Source organism: Pseudomonas sp. GW821-FHT07G10 (assembly GCF_059418545.1).
In genome coordinates this window covers 29,728-46,513 of the sequence record NZ_JBWKQB010000033.1, presented here as the reverse complement: position 1 = coordinate 46,513, position 16,786 = coordinate 29,728, and the positions used below count along the sequence as shown (strand labels likewise).

The following is a 16,786-nucleotide window of genomic DNA, read 5'->3' as shown; positions in this document are numbered from 1 at the left end:
AATACTCACAGCTCAATGCCCTTTTGCGCTTTGATCCCGGCCTGGAACGCATGTTTGAGCACGCCCATTTCGGTAACCGTGTCGGCCAGATCAATCATTTCGGGCTTGGCGCCGCGGCCGGTTACCAGCACGTGCTGCATTGGCGGGCGAGCCTGCAAATCGCTGAGAACCAGGTCCAGGTCGAGATAACCGTGCTTGAGGGCGATATTCAGCTCGTCAAGCACCACCAGGCCAATGGCCGGGTCACGCAGCAGTTCACGGGACACTTCCCAGGCCGCTTCGGCTGCGGCGATGTCACGCTGGCGATCCTGGGTTTCCCAGGTGAAGCCTTCGCCCATGACGTGAAAGCGTACTTGCTCGGGAAAGCGTCGAAAGAACAGCTCCTCCCCGGTGCTGTTGCGACCCTTGATGAACTGCACCACGCCGCATTTCATTCCGTGGCCCATGGCCCGTGCAAGCATGCCGAAGGCAGAACTGCTCTTGCCTTTGCCGTTGCCGGTCAGGACCAACAGCAGCCCGCACTCGTTCGGCGAGTTGGCAATACGCTCGTCGATCACGGCTTTTTTGCGCAACATACGCGCCAGATGGCGTTCGTCACGATCGGGGGATTCAGTCATGGCAGCTCTCCGTTGGAACGATAACGGGGGGGCAGGAATAGAAATAGACGGCATAAGCCTGGCATCGCCCACCGTGATGCCGCTGGATGGATCAGGCCGGTCTCCGGGCTCATGAGGGGCATCGCTGCCGAGCTGCACGCCTTCCCGTATCGACAGTCGACACAGTGGCCAAAAGCGCAGCCTTGACTCATTTACCGTTGCGGGGGCAGCGCCGGGATCGCTGTCCGTTCTGTTAAAGAACGCACACTCACCGGCTTCCCTGTTTCACTCTGTCGACCTTGGGTCACAGAGCACCTGAAACAAGTCGCGAAGGTTAGAGGGTTGGGGGTGGAGCGTCAATTAAACCCGGGGCGTTCGCCCGCGATATTATGTGCCGTCGTTCAATAAACTGACGCCAATCTTGTGCCACACTGAAAGCAGTGATATCAAATAGCCACAACACTAACATCACAAAAATAAAGGTGGGCAACATGCAAGGCATGATCATCAGCAATCCGAAGCTGGAATTCCTGCGCCCAGTGCTGGAGCGCTGGTTTGAATGTATCGATCGCTACATCCAGGTACGCGGTGATAACGAATCCCCTTATTGGTTTGATGAACACGCCAACCTTGGGCTGCTCTCGGCTGCCGCCTGGATGTCGGAAATGGTGACACTGGAACAGACCCCGACGAGAAAACAGCAGGAAGACGGCGACCGCAATGGACGTGCCGACCTCTACATCGCCACCAATGAGGAACGGGTCTACATCCAGGCCACCCAGCGCTGGCCACGGGTCAATGACCTGAACCTCACTCAAGCGCTGCTCGACGCCGTGAGCGATGCCAGGAAGATCAGCTACGCCAGCGATCTGAAGCTCGGCTGCCTGTTCGTAGCGCCACACAAACCCCAACACAGCGCCACCCCCGAAGAACTCCAGGACATGGTCGACGATCTGCAAAAGGAACATACCTGCGCCGTGGCCTGGTACTTTCCTTACCCCTATCACAAGTTGCGCAATGAAGCAGGCAACTATCATCCGGGCGTCGCTGTGCTATTCAAAGAAGCCCGCGGCTGAAACGCTGAACCACCGGGCAGCTTCGCCTCTCTATGGTTACATCGGTGCACTCATAGGGGAACCAGCATGCTCAAGCCGCAACTCGCCACTGCCAGCAAGCGGTGCTCCTACAGTTTGCGGCACAACGTCAGGCCATCGCCTAACGGCAACAGTGACAAGTCGACACGCAAGTCATCCTTCAAGGCGCGGTTCAATGCCTGGATGGCTCGAGTGTCTTCACTATCAGGATTCACCTCAAGCACCCGCCCGCTCCACAGCGTGTTATCGAAAATCGCCAGACCGCCACTTCGCAGCAGACGCAAGGCACTCTCCAGATAGGCTGGATAGTTGGCTTTGTCAGCATCGATGAAGATCAAGTCGAAACGACCACCCTGCCCTTGCTGCTCGATCTGCGCCAGGGTTTCCAGTGCAGGCGCCAGACGCAAATCAATTCGCTGCGCCACACCCGCCTCCTGCCAGTAACGGCGTGCAGTGGCGTTGTAATCACCCGGGATATCACAGCAAATCAAGGTACCGTCATCCGGCAAGGCTGCGGCCATGCACAAGGCGCTGTAGCCGGTGAAAGTACCGACTTCCAGCAAACGCCTGGCGCCGGTCAGCTTGACCAACAACGCGAGGAACTGACCCTGCTCGGGCGCCACCTGCCAGCGGGCCATGGGCAAGGCCTGGGTTTCGTCACGCAAGCGGCGCAACAACGGCGTTTCGCGCAGGGAAACATCCAGCAGATAGCTGTAGAGGGAATCGTCGAGATTGAGAGTGCGAGCGGTCATGACAACCTCTGCAAAGGTGCGACCTAAGGGTTGCGCGCCAGATGCTCAGGCTGCAATACCCGCTTGGCGCTTAGATAGGCTTTCTGCCAATAGGTTTTGGACAGACTGTCCAGCTTAACCGTTCCGCCAGTGGCCGGCGCGTGAACAAACCGGCCTTCGCCGACATAGATCCCGGCGTGACTGACTTGCGAGCCGCCATTGGTGGCGAAAAATACCAGATCGCCGGTTTGCAGTGCATTCTGGTCGACATCCTGAGCGCGCATGCCGATCATCTCGCGGGTCGAACGCGGTAGAGTGATGCCAGCTGCATCGCGATAGACATAGCCGATCAGGCCACTGCAATCAAAACCCGAATCCGGCGTATTACCCCCCCAACGATAAGGCGTACCCACCAGGCCCAACGCACGGAAAAGCACGTCTTCAGCGGCAGGCGAATAGGTTTGAGGGGATGCGAAAACAGGAGGCCGAACCACCGGAGCTGGCGGCGGAGTATGGCTGGCGCATGCACTAAGCAGTGCCGCGAAAACGAGAAGGGCGAGGCGGGCCGACGTCGACATATGCAGAACAATCCTGATCTGGATGCGGCTTTCTCTGCCGTGAGGCTGAAAACAAAACCGCGTAAGCAGGGCTTGCGCGGTTAGGTTATCAACAATAGGTCAGGATTCTAGCGGCTACGCGTCAAACTTCAAGTAAGACTTTAACTTAACCTTACAAAAAGATTGATTACTTGCGAGCAGTGACCGTGGTCGGGGCCATGGCGAGTGCGCGCTTGGCTTCGATGAAGGTCTTGCTCCAGTAGCTGTCGCCCAGGTTATCGACTCGAACACCACCGCTACGACGGCTGCTGGAGTGGATGAACTGGTCATCACCCAGGTAGATCCCCGCGTGACTGACACGGCCACGGCGACCATTGGTGCTGAAGAACAGCAGATCACCGGGCTTGAGGTTGTTGCGAGCGACCAGCGGTGCGTCAACGTTGATCATCTCGCGAGTGGAGCGCGGCAAATTCATGCCCGCCTCTTCACGGAACAGATAACCGATGAAGCCGCTGCAATCGAAGCCATCCTCGGAGGTGCCACCGAAACGGTAGCGGGTACCGATCAGAGACATACCACGCTCAAGGATGCTGTCGGCCAAAACTGGCAGCTGGTACGGCTTGCTGCCGGCGAAGTCGGCCAGTTCTTTTTCAGTCGCCAGTTCTTCCCGGTAAGCAGCGGAAGACTGGGCAGTAACAGAATTTTTAAACTGTTGTTCTTGCTGTTGCGACACCGGGGAGTGAGCAGCGCAACCAAACAACAGGGTGACGAGTGCGAGAGGCACGAGGGGTGCGAAGCGCTTTAGCATGGGCACGACCGTGGCTGAAGATATAAAGAAGCCGCGACTATGCCTTCTATCATCCTCATTTGCAAATTCAATCGATGTAAATGTGACTTATCGGTTTCTCGTTTACATCTAAGGCCTTAAGCCCAATATAAACGCTCGCGCGCCCTGGAAGCATCCTTGGCGCGGGTTTTCTGGCGCCTTGAAAGTGCCAAAAAAGCGCTACAGACTGCGGTTTTACCAGCCCAGGGTTTCTTTAAGGAAGGGAATGGTCAACTTGCGTTGCGCCTGCAACGAAGCCTGATCGAGACGTTCCAGCAGCTCGAACAACGCACTCATGCTGCGAGTGCCGCGAGTGAGGATAAAGTGCCCGACCTCATCGGTCAGGTGCAGACCACGACGCGAAGCACGCAATTGCAGAGCTCGCAGCTTGTCTTCATCGGACAGTGGACGCATCTGGAAAATCAACGCCAGGGTCAAGCGTGATTTCAAGTCCGCCAGCTTCACCGGCAATTCACGTGGAGAGGTTGAAGCGGCGATCAGCAGACGCCGACCACTGTCACGCAAACGGTTGAACAGATGGAACAGCGCCTCTTCCCAGTCCGCTCGCCCCGCCACCGCCTGCAGATCATCCAGACAGACCAGCTCGTATTGCTCAAGGTTGTCGAGAATTTCGATACCGCGATCCAGCAACTCTGCCAGCGGCAAGTACACCGCCGGCTCGCCCATTTGCTCAAAACGCAAGCAAGCGGCTTGCAGCAAGTGCGTACGCCCGACGCCATCCTTGCCCCAGAGATAGATCAGGCTTTCGGTCCAGCCGGCGTCGGCTTCGCAAAGCCGCTCGACATAGCCGAGTGCAGCGGCATTGGCGCCTGGGTAGTAGTTGATAAAGGTGGCGTCATCACGCAGACGCACACCTAGGGGCAGCTGAATCGGTTTCATGCTGACTGAACAGTTCCAAACGAACCGTTAGTGGCCTCTGTGTAAAGTTTGCAAAGTTTATACCCGTGACGCCGGGCGCACAATGCAGCAGACCATAAGCAAAATCAAAGGTTTGCGTTAATTTACGGGTACCGACGGGGTTTGTTTGACGGCGGATGTGACAGCCATGAACACCCTACAGGCCTGCCCGGCAATGAGCCGGGCAGCCTTGGGCGCTTAATCGACAGCGCATCTCAATCAGAATCTTCCACACCACTGTACATGCCAGAATCTTTATACAAATCATGCACATGGCGCACCAGCACCATGATCACCGCTGCCACCGGCAACGCCAGCAGGATCCCGGTGAATCCAAACAGCTCACCGCCAGCCATGATCGCAAAGATCACCGCCACCGGGTGCAAGCCTATCCGGTCCCCCACCAACAACGGCGTTAGCACCATGCCTTCCAACGCCTGACCGACCATGAACACCGCGACAATGCCAATCATCGAATACAGGTCACCACCAAACTGAAACAACCCGACGATCAACGCCGCGCCAATCCCGATCACAAACCCCATGTATGGCACGATGGCCGCCAGGCCGGCAATCAGACCGATCAACAGCCCGAGCTCCAGCCCGACCAGCATCAAGCCCGCTGCATAGATCACACCCAAGGCCAGCATCACCAGCAACTGACCGCGAACAAATGCCCCAAGTACTTCGTGGCACTCTCCTGCCAATGACACCGCACGCTCTTCACGATTGCGAGGTAGCAGGCTACGGATCCTGGCCATCATCAGATCCCAGTCCCGAAGGAGGTAGAAACTGACCACCGGGATCAACACCAGGTTAGCCAGCCAGGCGATCAACGCCAGGCCGGAGGCCGTTGCCTGACTCAGTACCACACCGACAATGTCGGTGGTCTGCCCCATATGCTCACTGATCGCAGCCTTGACCTTGTCGAACTTCCAGAAACCTTCTGCAAGCCCCAGTTTCGACTGCACCCAAGGCATCGCCGTGTGCTGCAACCAATCGAGCATTTGCGGTGCCAGCTCATACAGCCGGAACAACTGCTTGGCCAGCATGGGCACAAGAACCAGCAACAACGTCATGACGATCAAGGTGAATAGCGCGAACACTGCCACCACGCCCCAGGTTCGCGAGAGGCCGAGCTTTTCCAGCCGATCCACCAGAGGGTCGAACAGATAGGCCAGCAGCAGCGCCACCAGGAACGGTGAGAGGATCGGATGCAATAGATACACAAACGCGCACAGCAGGATGACCCCACCCAGCCACACCCAACGACGCGTATCAGCCATGAACCACTCCAGCTTCTATATAAGGAAAGAAAAACTTACCAGCGGAAACGCAGTTGCGCGGTTGGTGCCGGAGCACTAACCGGCGCTGTGCCTTCGATCGCTGGCTGAGCAGATGCTACCGGCGCCACCGACACACCTGCGGGAACCTCTTGCAGCTTCGCCAACCCCAATTGCGCTCGCAATTGCTCGGCGCTGCCATTGACCCGATAAATGACTCTGTCACCCTCGACACGCTGCACTTGCGCGCCAAACGGCTCAAGTAAATGCCCAAGCGCCGCGTAGCGCTCCAGGGTCATGCCTTGCACCTCCAGCAGCTGCTCGGTCGACGCTCCCGGCCTGGCGACGAAGCGTGGTGCCAGCTTCTGACTGACGGCCAGCAAAACGGCATCGGCCAGAGCTGCGGTATCGGCGCCCTGCACACTGCCCTGTTCACGCTGATCGCCTAGCCACAGACGCCATTTGGCCTGCCACTGCCCACCCTCCTGACGGGCATGTACCGCCAGCAAGGCGTCAGCGGCGTAGCGTTGCGAAGCTGCATACAGCGGCGCCGGGTCGGTCCCTTCAAGAATCGGTGCGGTGCCGACGATCTGCTCACTCAGATCCCCCAACGGCAAACGCAGTGGCAAACCGCGGTGCTGGGCTGCTCGGCGCAGCGGCTCGGCGCTGGCCTGGCCGTCGCCCACCAGGCTGGAGCCCTCGGTCGAATCGTTCAGCCACCAAATGAGAATCGACGGACGATTGCTACCCCACAATGCCAACCCTGCCTGACGCAATGCGCGATCAGTGCTGACCGGATCGAAATCGACTTTCAAGCTTTCAGGAGGCCCGGCGTCATAGCCGTATTGGCTGATGATCTGCTGCGGATCCTTGCGAATAGCCGCCAGCCCCGGGCCCTGCGCGGCTTTGGCATCACCGGTCAAGCGCAACACCAGAGTCTCCAAAGCCTTTTGCGTGGCTTGATCGCGCTCTTGCGGGGTCTGACCGCTGACGGGTTCGCGCACTTGATAGAGACCACTAAGGGCTTCGGCATGACTCGCCAGACTGACAAATGACAAACAACCCACAAATAGAAATTTACACAGACGCATGGAAGATTCCCGACGGAAAAAAGCGGCTGGAACAGACCGCATGAACACGATTGAGCAAGGCTGTGACCACACGCCTGCGCAAAACATTCATACGACCGATGGAAGTTTTTGCACTGTCATAACGATAGCTGGTTAAAGGCTATACCTTATACAGCTGCGAGCGAGGCTACCAACACGAGCAATAACAGCTTTTTTTAACGCGATATGTCCCTACCCGTCGGCCCGAGGATGGCCGCTGCCCCTCAAGCCTGATAAAATCGCGCGCCTTCGCAGACCGGCAACAGCTGGGCACCCTGAAATACTCGCGCGGCAATCGCGCATTGGTTTTTTCAGTGGTCTCACTGGACTCGGTCGATATCCCTGAATCCCCCCTAAAGGCCTGGATCATGAGCAAGCAACCCTCCCTGAGCTACAAGGACGCCGGTGTAGACATCGACGCCGGTGAAGCATTGGTCGAACGCATCAAGAGCGTCGCCAAGCGCACTGCGCGCCCGGAAGTCATGGGCGGCCTGGGCGGTTTTGGCGCCCTCTGCGAAATCCCGGCAGGCTACAAACAGCCGGTTCTGGTCTCCGGCACCGACGGCGTCGGCACCAAGCTGCGTCTGGCGTTGAACCTGAATAAACATGACAGCATCGGCATCGACCTGGTCGCCATGTGCGTCAACGATCTGGTGGTGTGCGGCGCAGAACCGCTGTTCTTCCTCGACTACTACGCCACCGGCAAACTGAATGTCGAGACCGCTACCCAGGTCGTGACCGGTATCGGCGCAGGTTGCGAGTTGTCCGGCTGCTCGCTGGTCGGCGGTGAAACCGCTGAAATGCCGGGCATGTACGAAGGTGAAGACTACGACCTGGCCGGTTTCTGCGTCGGCGTCGTGGAAAAATCCGAAATCATCGACGGTTCGAAAGTCGCCGCTGGCGATGCCCTGCTCGCCCTGCCGTCTTCCGGCCCGCACTCCAACGGCTACTCGCTGATCCGCAAGATCATCGAAGTGTCCGGTGCAGACATCGAAAACATCCAGCTCGACGGCAAACCTCTGACCGACCTGCTGATGGCCCCGACCCGTATCTACGTAAAGCCCCTGCTCAAGCTGATCAAAGACACTGGCGCAGTCAAAGCCATGGCCCACATCACCGGTGGCGGCCTGCTCGACAACATCCCGCGCGTTCTACCTGAAGGCGCTCAGGCCGTGGTCGATGTCGCCAGCTGGCAGCGCCCGGCTGTCTTCGACTGGCTGCAAGAGAAAGGCAACGTTGACGAAGTGGAAATGCACCGCGTGCTGAACTGCGGCGTTGGCATGGTGATCTGCGTGGCTCAGGAGCACGTTGAAACGGCCCTCAACGTACTGCGTGAAGCAGGCGAGCAACCGTGGGTCATCGGCCAGATCGCTGCCGCCGCCGAAGGCGCTGCACAGGTCGAGCTGAAAAACCTCAAGGCTCACTAATGCGCGAGCAGATGCCGACCACCTGTGATGTAGTGGTGCTGCTTTCCGGCACCGGCAGCAACTTGCAGGCTCTGATCGACAACAGTCTGGCCGGGGACAACCCGGTCCGCATCCGCGCGGTGATTTCCAACCGCGCCGACGCCTACGGCCTGCAACGTGCCAGAGAAGCGGGTATCGAAACCCGCTCTCTCGATCACAAGGCTTTCGAAGGTCGTGAGGCCTTCGATGCCGCCTTGATCGAATTGATCGACGCTTTTAAACCCAAGCTCGTCGTCCTTGCCGGATTCATGCGCATCCTCAGTGCCGATTTCGTTCGTCATTACCAGGGCCGCCTGCTGAATATCCACCCATCGCTGCTACCCAAATACAAAGGGTTGAACACTCATCAGCGAGCGCTGGAGGCCGGTGACACCGAGCACGGCTGCAGCGTGCATTTCGTAACCGAGGAACTCGATGGCGGGCCACTGGTCGTACAGGCAGTGATCCCGGTAGAGTTAGACGACTCGCCGCAGAGTCTGGCGCAACGAGTCCACGTCCAGGAGCACCGGATTTACCCGATGGCAGTGCGCTGGTTTGCCGAAGGTCGGTTAACGCTTGGTGAACATGGTGCATTATTGGATGGTCAGTTACTTGCGGCCAGCGGCCACTTGATTCGAATCTAGGAGATTTTATGCGTCGTGCCCTGCTCTTCGCTTGTGCTCTGCTCGCCCTGCCTGTTGTGCAGGCAGCGGACCTTCAACCTTTCTCCGCCAGTTATACCGCCGACTGGAAGCAACTCCCCATGAGCGGTTCGGCCGAACGCAGCCTGTCGAAAAATGCCAACGGCTCCTGGACCTTGAATTTCAAGGCCTCCATGCTGGTCGCCAGCCTGACCGAGGAAAGCACCCTGAAGCTGGACAAGGACGCCTTGCTGCCCCAGTCATATCGCTTCGAACGCGGCGGTCTGGGCAAAGCCAAGAAGGTCAATCTGGACTTCGACTGGACCACCAAGATGGTCACCGGTACTGATCGCGGCGACCCGGTCAAGGTCCCGCTCAACACAGGCATGCTGGACAAGTCCACTTATCAACTGGCCTTGCAGCGCGATGTAGCAGCCGGCAAAAAAAGCATGAGCTATCAGGTGGTCGAAGGTGAAGACACAGACACCTACGACTTCCGCGTGATCGGCTCTGAGAAAGTCCAGACCAAGGCAGGTTCGGTCGATGCGATCAAGGTCGAACGCGTCCGCGACCCGACACAGAACAAGCGCATAACCGAAATGTGGTTCGCCAAGGATTGGGGCTACATTCTGGTAGCCCTGCGCCAGGTCGAGACCGACGGCAAGGAGTACAACATCATGCTCCAGGACGGTACGGTCGATGGCAAGGCTGTCAAAGGCAGCTGATCCGGATCGAAGTGAATAAGCCTCGCGAATGCGGGGCTTTTTTTCGCCTGCAGTTTTTGCAAAGGCCCCGCAGGAGCAGGGGGACGCCTACGATAACAATGCCGTCGGTGATGAAAACTTTGTCAGAAAAGCCGGAGGCCTGCGACCGGATGTCGCGTCTTTCGCGGGCTGCGGGACTGTTTCATTTTTTGCACAAGACCGTTACCAGTCTGAGGTATTTACTTAGCAAGCTAAGAAATAATATAACCAAGGCCTGCAGATGCCTTGCTGCAGATCAATAGAAATTGGAGCCCGCAGATGACTGTAAAAGTAACTGAACGCGACGATTCGCATATGTCCCACGAAGGCCTGGCCGCCGGTATCCGGATCTGGGACGTGCATCAACAAGACATGCTGGTGGGGATGTTCCACTCCGAGAGCGACGCCCACCGCTATAAGGCCGAACTGGAAAACCTGGAACAGCAACGCGACGCCTGATCGATGAAATGACAGGCCTGGAAAACCACAAACCCCGCCAATGAGCGTAATGTTGTTCAGTTAAGGAAGTTGTAGGAGCGAGCTTGCTCCGGGCGGCGTTCCGACGATGGACTTAAGTGCGCCGCGTTTAGCCAGTAAACACGCGTTATCGTTAACGACCATCGCGAGCAAGCTCGCTCCTACAGTGGACCACATTCGCTTAACTGAACGGCATTACGCCAATGAGCGGGGTTTGTCGTCAAGCCGTGGGGCTTACCACATCAGGTCGTCAGGGATCTGGTAGGCCGCGTACGGATCATCCGCATCCACTTCTTCAGTCTGGGTATTGAGCTGGACGATACGACGAGGATCGCGCTCCTGGATCTTCAGCGCCGCCTCACGGGGAATGACTTCATAACCGCCGGCATGGTGGACGATGGCCAACGAACCGCTGCTGAGCTTGTTGCGCATCAGGGTGTTGACCGACAGGCGCTTGACCTTTTTGTCGTCGACGAAGTTGTAGTAGTCCTCGGTGGTCAGCTTCGGCAGGCGCGAAACCTCGATCAATTGCTTGATCTGCGCGGCACGGGCTTTCTGCTCGGCCTTTTCCTGCTGCTGACGATTGAGCTCCTGGTCGCGCTTGACCTTCTCGGCCATAGCCTCCTGGGCTGCACGCTGCTGCGAGTCGTCAAGTTCAATCTGACCCTTGTGGGCCAAACGCTGTTGTTTCTGCTTGTCTTTGCCGACCTGTTTGGCCTGCTTTTGGTTGACCAGCCCTGCTTTGAGCAGCTGGTCGCGAAGGGAAAGGCTCATGTACTTACTCACTTAGGCAACGGCTCAGCCGCAGCTGGGCAAATTCTTTTCCTGACGTTTGGCTTCGCCCCACAAGGCGTCCAACTCTTCGAGGGTGCAATCTTCTATGGGACGGTGGGTGTCGCGCAATGCCTGTTCGATAAATCGGAAACGTCGCTCGAACTTGATGTTGGCGCCACGCAAGGCAGTTTCCGGATCGACCTTGAGGTGCCGGGCCAGATTCACCACGACAAACAGCAGATCGCCGACTTCATCGGCGATGGCCGCAGCGTCGTTATCGGCCATGGCCTCGAGCACTTCATCGAGCTCCTCACGGACCTTGTCGATCACCGGCAAGGCGTCGGGCCAGTCGAAACCAACCTGAGCCGCACGCTTCTGCAATTTCGCCGCGCGGGATAGCGCAGGCAACGCGCCAGGCACATCATCGAGCAAGGACAACTGCTCCGGGGCATGGGACTTCTCAGCCCGCTCCTCGGCCTTGATCTCTTCCCAACGCTGCTTGACCTGGTCTTCGTCGAGCCGCGGGACATCCAGTGGCGCATAAAGATCGCCGGTCGGAAACACATGGGGGTGACGCCGAATCAATTTGCGGGTGATGCTGTCGACAACGCCATCAAATTCGAAGCGCCCCTCTTCCCGGGCCAACTGACTGTAATAAACCACCTGAAACAACAAATCGCCCAGCTCGCCCTGGAGGTGATCGAAGTCACCGCGCTCGATGGCGTCAGCAACCTCATAGGCCTCTTCCAGGGTGTGGGGCACAATCGTGGCGTAAGTCTGTTTGATATCCCACGGACAACCGTACTGCGGGTCCCGCAGCCGGCTCATCAGGTGCAACAAGTCTTCAAGTGAATACATCTATAGGTCTCTGCGCAACCTGTAGGAGCGAGCTTGCTCGCGATAGCGGTGTGTCAGGTAAAACTCTATCGCGAGCAAGCTCGCTCCTACAGGGGATCGCATTTCATGGCGTCCGGTTGCGGCGGGTTTCAATGATGTTCGGCAACTGGGAAATTCTCCCGAGCAACCGCCCCAACGCATCCAGCCCCGGAATCTCGATGGTCAAGGACATCAACGCTGTGTTGTTCTCCTTGTTGGAGCGGGTATTGACTGCCAGCACGTTGATCCGCTCGTTGAGCAGCACTTGCGAAACGTCGCGCAGCAAACCAGAGCGGTCATAGGCGCGAATGATGATGTCGACCGGATAGGTCAACACCGGCACCGGGCCCCAACTGACCTGAATGATCCGTTCCGGCTCACGACCGCTCAATTGCAGCACTGATGCACAGTCCTGACGGTGAATGCTGACGCCCCGGCCCTGGGTGATGTAACCGACGATCGCATCCCCCGGCAGCGGCTGGCAGCAACCGGCCATCTGAGTCATCAGGTTGCCTACGCCCTGGATCTGGATGTCGCCGCGCTTGCCGGGTTTGTAGCCGGTGGCCTTGCGTGGAATCAACTCCAGCTGTTCGTTGCCACGCTCCGGCTCGACCAGTTGCTGGGCCAGGTTGACCAACTGCGCCAGGCGCAAATCGCCAGCCCCCAACGCAGCAAACATGTCCTCGGCGGTTTTCATGTTGGCCTTGTCGGCCAGCTTGTCGAAATCAACCTGAGGCAAGCCCAGACGTCCCAGCTCACGTTCGAGCAAGGTTTTACCGGCGGCTACGTTTTGATCACGAGCCTGTAACTTGAACCAGTGGACGATCTTCGCCCGGGCCCGGGAAGTGGTGATGTAACCCAGGTTCGGGTTCAGCCAGTCGCGGCTCGGCGTGCCGTGCTTGCTGGTGATGATCTCGACCTGCTCACCGGTTTGCAGGCTGTAGTTGAGCGGAACGATGCGCCCGTTGATCTTGGCGCCGCGGCAGTTGTGACCGATCTCGGTGTGCACGCGGTAGGCGAAGTCCAGTGGCGTCGCGCCTTTGGGCAAGTCGATGGCGTGGCCGTCCGGGGTGAAGATGTAAACCCGGTCCGGCTCGATATCGACGCGCAGCTGTTCGGCCAGGCCACCGATATCCCCCAATTCCTCGTGCCACTCAAGCACCTGACGCAGCCAGGAGATTTTCTCTTCGTAGTGATTGGAGCTGGATTTAACGTCGGTGCCTTTGTATCGCCAGTGCGCACAAACACCCAGCTCGGCCTCTTCGTGCATCGCATGGGTACGAATCTGGACTTCCAGCACCTTGCCTTCAGGACCGATAACCGCGGTATGCAACGAGCGATAGCCGTTCTCTTTAGGGTTGGCGATGTAGTCGTCGAACTCTTTCGGGATGTGCCGCCACAGGGTATGGACGATGCCCAGCGCGGTGTAGCAGTCACGCATTTCCGGCACCAGCACTCGAACGGCGCGCACGTCGTAGATCTGGCTGAACTCCAGCCCCTTTCGCTGCATTTTTCGCCAGATCGAATAGATGTGCTTGGCCCGGCCACTGATGTCAGCGTCGACGCCAGTAGCGTGCAGTTCGCTCTGCAATTGGTTCATCACATCGGTGATGAAACGTTCGCGATCGAGGCGACGTTCATGCAGCAATTTGGCGATCTGCTTGTACTGATCGGGCTCCAGGTAGCGGAAGGACAAATCCTCCAGCTCCCATTTGATATGCCCGATACCAAGTCGGTGAGCCAGGGGCGCGTAGATGTCGAAAACTTCCCGGGCGACCCGGTTGCGCTTTTCGTCATCGGCGGTTTTCACCGCACGAATCGCGCAGGTGCGTTCGGCCAGCTTGATCAGCGCGACGCGAACGTCATCGACCATGGCCACCAGCATCTTGCGAAGGTTTTCGACCTGCCCTTGGGTGCCGAGCACCAATGACTGGCGCGGGCTCAAACTGGCACTGATCGCGGCCATGCGCAGCACGCCGTCGATCAGCTTGGCCACCACCGGACCAAAACGCTGACTGACCACCGGCAACTGGATCTGCCCTTCACGGACACCGCGGTAAAGCACCGCAGCCACCAGCGAATCCTGGTCCAGTTTGAGGTCAGCGAGAATTTCTGCGATTTCCAGACCGGTACGGAAACTCGACATCCCCTCGGCCCAGAGATTCTTCGCCGCATTGTCTTGCTGTTCAGCCTGGCGAGCGAACTCGCAGGCTTCTTTCAAGGCTTCACGGTCCAGCGCCAAATCGACACTGACCGCATGATCGAGCCATGCCTCGAGATTGATACTGCCGTCGGTGTTGATCGGCTGGTGTGCTCTCACCTGTACCATCTTGCTTACCTTCCCTACGACGCACATTCAATGCGTCAAAATCGCTGACCTTCGTTGCCAATGGTCCCTCGCTGGGCTGGCGAGGGTCATGCATCAGCGGGCCAGTCGGACCAGACGAACCATCCTAGTTCGCTTCAAATAACGCCATGGCCTCGACATGTGCCGTCTGAGGAAACATATCGAGGATCCCGGCACGTTTTAACCGGTAGCCCTGCTTGATCAACTCAACCGTGTCACGGGCCAGCGTCGCCGGGTTGCATGACACATAAACCAACCGTTCTGCGCCCAGGGTAGCGAGCTTGCGCACCACTTCAAAAGCACCGTCACGAGGTGGGTCCAAGAGTACCGCAGAAAAGCCCTCGCTGGCCCATTTGGCATCAGCCAAAGGCTGGGATAAATCGGCCTGAAAAAACTTCGCGTTATGCACATTATTGCTGGTGGCATTGCCGGCGGCACGTTCGACCATGGTCGACACCCCTTCTACCGCGACCACTTCTTTAACCAGTCGAGCCAATGGCAGAGCAAAGTTACCCAAGCCGCAGAACAGATCGAGGACGCGCTCACTGGACTTCGGCGCCAGCCATTGCAGAGCCTGAGCGACCATCGCTTCATTGACCCCGGCGTTCACCTGGATGAAATCCCCTGGCCGATAAGCCAGTTGCAAATCCCACTGTTCCAGTCGATAACCGAGCTGCTGATCCGGCTCGACCGGTTGCGGCTCGCCTTCGCCGTGTAGCCACAACTGGGCCTCATGGAATGCGCAGAATTCTTTGAGTATCGTCAAATCAGCGTCAGACAGTGGCGCCATGTGCCGCAGCAGAAATGCGATGGCCGAACCACTGAACAACTCCACATGGCCCAATGCCTGAGGTTTGCTCAAACGCCGTAGCATCTCCGGCAAGCGTTTCATGATCGGTTGCAAGGGCTGTACCAACACCAGGCAATCATTGATGCCGACGATGTCCTGGCTGGCAGCAGCACGAAAGCCCACTTCGAGCTTTTTCGCCTTGGCATCCCAGCGCACCGCCACCCGGGCGCGACGTCGGTAACCGAATTCCGGCCCGCTCAAGGGAGCGGCCCACTCCTCGGGCTCGACCCCTGCAACCCGCGACAACTGCTCGGCGAGCATGCGCTGTTTCAGGGCAAGTTGTTCGTTGTGGGGTAGATGCTGAACGCTACAACCACCGCAGCGCCCGGCATGAGCGCACGGTGCCGGACGGCGCAATTCACTGGCCTGCAATACCCGCTCGGTACGTGCTTCGACAACTTTGCCGTGGGCACCCAGGACCCGCGCTTCGACGTCTTCACCGGCCAGAGCGCCGATGACGAACCAGGTGCGACCTTCGAAAAACGCGATACCGCGACCGTCATTAGCCAGGCGCTCGATGGTCAGGCGCTGCTTTTTGCCGGTCGGGACTTGCGCGGCCTTGCTGCCGCCAGTGGGCTGGAAGCGCAGGCCTCTCTCTTGCCTGGCCATCAGTTGGGCGCGTCGAAAATGCCGGTCGACAGGTAACGGTCGCCACGGTCACAAATGATCGCGACCATCACCGCGTTTTCGACTTCCTGGGACAGCCGCAGCATCGCCGCTACGGCACCGCCCGAGGACACACCACAGAAAATACCTTCTTCGCGGGCCAGTCGACGGGTCACGTCTTCGGCTTCGCTTTGGGCCATGTCGACTATCCGGTCGACCCGATCGGCCTGGTAGATCTTCGGCAAGTATTCTTGCGGCCAGCGGCGGATACCGGGAATGGCCGAGCCTTCCATCGGTTGCAGGCCAACGATCTGCACCGCCGGGTTCTGTTCCTTCAGGTAGCGCGAAACGCCCATGATGGTGCCGGTGGTGCCCATGGAGCTGATGAAATGGGTGATGCTGCCCTGGGTCTGGCGCCAGATTTCCGGGCCGGTACCGGTGTAGTGCGCCTCGGGGTTATCAATGTTGGCGAACTGGTCGAGCACCTTGCCGCGACCCTCGGCCTGCATCCGCTCGGCGAGGTCACGAGCGCCTTCCATACCCTCTTCCTGTGTGACCAGAATCAGTTCGGCGCCATAGGCGGTCATTGCTGCCTTGCGCTCGACACTGGCGTTGCCGGGCATGATCAGGATCATCTTGTAACCCTTGATTGCCGCGGCCATCGCCAAGGCGATCCCGGTATTGCCCGAGGTCGCTTCGATCAGCGTATCGCCGGCATGGATCTGCCCACGCAACTCCGCACGGGTGATCATCGACAGCGCCGGACGGTCCTTGACCGAACCCGCTGGGTTATTCCCCTCAAGTTTGAGCAGCAGGGTATTGCTGGTGACGCCGGGCAGGCGTTGCAAACGGACTAGCGGGGTGTTGCCGACGCAATCGGCGATGGTTGGGTACTGCAAGGTCATGGCGTATT

At 58.4% G+C, this 16,786-nt stretch carries 17 protein-coding genes and 1 riboswitch; of the genes, 5 read left to right on the top strand and 12 right to left on the bottom strand.

Going from position 1 to position 16,786, the window contains the following annotated elements; translation table 11 throughout:
- Positions 1 to 5: 5 nt before the first annotated feature.
- Entirely contained in the window at positions 6 to 617 is a 612-nt protein-coding gene (gene cobO / locus AC07O1_RS26300) for a cob(I)yrinic acid a,c-diamide adenosyltransferase (RefSeq protein ID WP_494993710.1), read from the bottom strand.
- Between the two features lie 77 nt (positions 618 to 694).
- Positions 695 to 930, bottom strand: a riboswitch (cobalamin riboswitch).
- Positions 931 to 1,087: 157 nt separating this feature from the next.
- On the opposite strand from cobO, the gene AC07O1_RS26295 reads away from it, so the two are divergent.
- Positions 1,088 to 1,672: a hypothetical protein gene (locus AC07O1_RS26295; protein WP_495090698.1), complete on the top strand. Its 585-nt coding sequence runs from the start codon at positions 1,088 to 1,090 to the stop codon at positions 1,670 to 1,672.
- Positions 1,673 to 1,779: 107 nt separating this feature from the next.
- Here the strand turns inward: AC07O1_RS26295 and AC07O1_RS26290 are convergent, their stop codons facing one another.
- From AC07O1_RS26290 to AC07O1_RS26265, 6 genes are all read right to left on the bottom strand, one after another.
- Positions 1,780 to 2,442: a class I SAM-dependent methyltransferase gene (locus tag AC07O1_RS26290; protein WP_495090697.1), complete on the bottom strand. Its 663-nt coding sequence runs from the start codon at positions 2,440 to 2,442 to the stop codon at positions 1,780 to 1,782.
- A 23-nt stretch (positions 2,443 to 2,465) separates the two neighbouring features.
- Positions 2,466 to 2,999 (bottom strand): C40 family peptidase, encoded by a 534-nt coding sequence (locus AC07O1_RS26285; RefSeq protein ID WP_494993707.1) that lies wholly within the window; start codon positions 2,997 to 2,999, stop codon positions 2,466 to 2,468.
- Positions 3,000 to 3,165: 166 nt separating this feature from the next.
- Positions 3,166 to 3,786 carry a C40 family peptidase gene (locus AC07O1_RS26280; protein WP_495090696.1) on the bottom strand — a complete coding sequence of 207 codons (621 nt, stop codon included), beginning with the start codon at positions 3,784 to 3,786 and terminating at the stop codon, positions 3,166 to 3,168.
- A gap of 213 nt (positions 3,787 to 3,999) precedes the next feature.
- Complete coding sequence (hda, locus tag AC07O1_RS26275; protein ID WP_054049492.1) at positions 4,000 to 4,704, bottom strand: DnaA regulatory inactivator Hda; 705 nt, start codon at positions 4,702 to 4,704, stop codon at positions 4,000 to 4,002.
- Positions 4,705 to 4,937: 233 nt separating this feature from the next.
- Complete coding sequence (locus AC07O1_RS26270) at positions 4,938 to 6,008, bottom strand: AI-2E family transporter (protein ID WP_494993705.1); 1,071 nt, start codon at positions 6,006 to 6,008, stop codon at positions 4,938 to 4,940.
- Positions 6,009 to 6,043: 35 nt separating this feature from the next.
- Positions 6,044 to 7,096 (bottom strand): DUF2066 domain-containing protein, encoded by a 1,053-nt coding sequence (locus tag AC07O1_RS26265; protein WP_495090695.1) that lies wholly within the window; start codon positions 7,094 to 7,096, stop codon positions 6,044 to 6,046.
- Positions 7,097 to 7,482: 386 nt separating this feature from the next.
- Between AC07O1_RS26265 and purM the strand changes: the two genes are divergently transcribed.
- From purM to AC07O1_RS26245, 4 genes are all read left to right on the top strand, one after another.
- Entirely contained in the window at positions 7,483 to 8,541 is a 1,059-nt protein-coding gene (purM, locus tag AC07O1_RS26260; RefSeq protein ID WP_494993703.1) for a phosphoribosylformylglycinamidine cyclo-ligase, read from the top strand.
- An 11-nt stretch (positions 8,542 to 8,552) separates the two neighbouring features.
- Positions 8,553 to 9,203 carry a phosphoribosylglycinamide formyltransferase gene (gene purN, locus AC07O1_RS26255; protein WP_494993856.1) on the top strand — a complete coding sequence of 217 codons (651 nt, stop codon included), beginning with the start codon at positions 8,553 to 8,555 and terminating at the stop codon, positions 9,201 to 9,203.
- 8 nt (positions 9,204 to 9,211) lie between these two features.
- Positions 9,212 to 9,925 carry a DUF3108 domain-containing protein gene (locus AC07O1_RS26250; RefSeq protein WP_494993702.1) on the top strand — a complete coding sequence of 238 codons (714 nt, stop codon included), beginning with the start codon at positions 9,212 to 9,214 and terminating at the stop codon, positions 9,923 to 9,925.
- Positions 9,926 to 10,222: 297 nt separating this feature from the next.
- The gene (locus AC07O1_RS26245; RefSeq protein ID WP_494993701.1) at positions 10,223 to 10,402 is read left to right on the top strand and encodes a hypothetical protein; all 180 of its coding nucleotides are present in this window, start codon (positions 10,223 to 10,225) and stop codon (positions 10,400 to 10,402) included.
- A 252-nt stretch (positions 10,403 to 10,654) separates the two neighbouring features.
- Here the strand turns inward: AC07O1_RS26245 and AC07O1_RS26240 are convergent, their stop codons facing one another.
- The 5 genes from AC07O1_RS26240 to cysM all read right to left on the bottom strand — a co-directional run bounded on the left by AC07O1_RS26240 (position 10,655) and on the right by cysM (position 16,778).
- On the bottom strand, positions 10,655 to 11,194 hold the full coding sequence (locus tag AC07O1_RS26240; RefSeq protein WP_494993700.1) for a DUF2058 domain-containing protein: 540 nt from the start codon (positions 11,192 to 11,194) through the stop codon (positions 10,655 to 10,657).
- A gap of 24 nt (positions 11,195 to 11,218) precedes the next feature.
- Positions 11,219 to 12,052: a nucleoside triphosphate pyrophosphohydrolase gene (gene mazG, locus AC07O1_RS26235; RefSeq protein WP_494993699.1), complete on the bottom strand. Its 834-nt coding sequence runs from the start codon at positions 12,050 to 12,052 to the stop codon at positions 11,219 to 11,221.
- Positions 12,053 to 12,155: 103 nt separating this feature from the next.
- Entirely contained in the window at positions 12,156 to 14,399 is a 2,244-nt protein-coding gene (relA, locus tag AC07O1_RS26230) for a GTP diphosphokinase (protein ID WP_495090694.1), read from the bottom strand.
- 124 nt (positions 14,400 to 14,523) lie between these two features.
- The gene (gene rlmD, locus AC07O1_RS26225; RefSeq protein ID WP_495090693.1) at positions 14,524 to 15,876 is read right to left on the bottom strand and encodes a 23S rRNA (uracil(1939)-C(5))-methyltransferase RlmD; all 1,353 of its coding nucleotides are present in this window, start codon (positions 15,874 to 15,876) and stop codon (positions 14,524 to 14,526) included.
- Positions 15,876 to 16,778, bottom strand: coding sequence for a cysteine synthase CysM (gene cysM / locus AC07O1_RS26220; protein WP_495090692.1), 903 nt, complete (start codon positions 16,776 to 16,778; stop codon positions 15,876 to 15,878). Before cysM ends, rlmD begins: the two co-directional genes overlap by 1 nt.
- Between the last annotated feature and the right edge of the window lie 8 nt (positions 16,779 to 16,786).

What these genes read in the sequence shown, in the direction of transcription:
- AC07O1_RS26240 (WP_494993700.1), bottom strand. Translation starts at nt 11,194, where the DNA reads ATGAGCCTTTCCCTTCGCGACCAGCTGCTCAAAGCAGGGCTGGTCAAC.
- AC07O1_RS26295 (WP_495090698.1), top strand. Translation starts at nt 1,088, where the DNA reads ATGCAAGGCATGATCATCAGCAATCCGAAGCTGGAATTCCTGCGCCCA.
- AC07O1_RS26265 (WP_495090695.1), bottom strand. Translation starts at nt 7,096, where the DNA reads ATGCGTCTGTGTAAATTTCTATTTGTGGGTTGTTTGTCATTTGTCAGT.
- AC07O1_RS26270 (WP_494993705.1), bottom strand. Translation starts at nt 6,008, where the DNA reads ATGGCTGATACGCGTCGTTGGGTGTGGCTGGGTGGGGTCATCCTGCTG.
- cysM (WP_495090692.1), bottom strand. Translation starts at nt 16,778, where the DNA reads ATGACCTTGCAGTACCCAACCATCGCCGATTGCGTCGGCAACACCCCG.
- relA (WP_495090694.1), bottom strand. Translation starts at nt 14,399, where the DNA reads ATGGTACAGGTGAGAGCACACCAGCCGATCAACACCGACGGCAGTATC.
- AC07O1_RS26290 (WP_495090697.1), bottom strand. Translation starts at nt 2,442, where the DNA reads ATGACCGCTCGCACTCTCAATCTCGACGATTCCCTCTACAGCTATCTG.
- rlmD (WP_495090693.1), bottom strand. Translation starts at nt 15,876, where the DNA reads ATGGCCAGGCAAGAGAGAGGCCTGCGCTTCCAGCCCACTGGCGGCAGC.
- AC07O1_RS26285 (WP_494993707.1), bottom strand. Translation starts at nt 2,999, where the DNA reads ATGTCGACGTCGGCCCGCCTCGCCCTTCTCGTTTTCGCGGCACTGCTT.
- AC07O1_RS26250 (WP_494993702.1), top strand. Translation starts at nt 9,212, where the DNA reads ATGCGTCGTGCCCTGCTCTTCGCTTGTGCTCTGCTCGCCCTGCCTGTT.
- purM (WP_494993703.1), top strand. Translation starts at nt 7,483, where the DNA reads ATGAGCAAGCAACCCTCCCTGAGCTACAAGGACGCCGGTGTAGACATC.
- hda (WP_054049492.1), bottom strand. Translation starts at nt 4,704, where the DNA reads ATGAAACCGATTCAGCTGCCCCTAGGTGTGCGTCTGCGTGATGACGCC.
- cobO (WP_494993710.1), bottom strand. Translation starts at nt 617, where the DNA reads ATGACTGAATCCCCCGATCGTGACGAACGCCATCTGGCGCGTATGTTG.
- purN (WP_494993856.1), top strand. Translation starts at nt 8,553, where the DNA reads ATGCCGACCACCTGTGATGTAGTGGTGCTGCTTTCCGGCACCGGCAGC.
- AC07O1_RS26280 (WP_495090696.1), bottom strand. Translation starts at nt 3,786, where the DNA reads ATGCTAAAGCGCTTCGCACCCCTCGTGCCTCTCGCACTCGTCACCCTG.
- AC07O1_RS26245 (WP_494993701.1), top strand. Translation starts at nt 10,223, where the DNA reads ATGACTGTAAAAGTAACTGAACGCGACGATTCGCATATGTCCCACGAA.
- mazG (WP_494993699.1), bottom strand. Translation starts at nt 12,052, where the DNA reads ATGTATTCACTTGAAGACTTGTTGCACCTGATGAGCCGGCTGCGGGAC.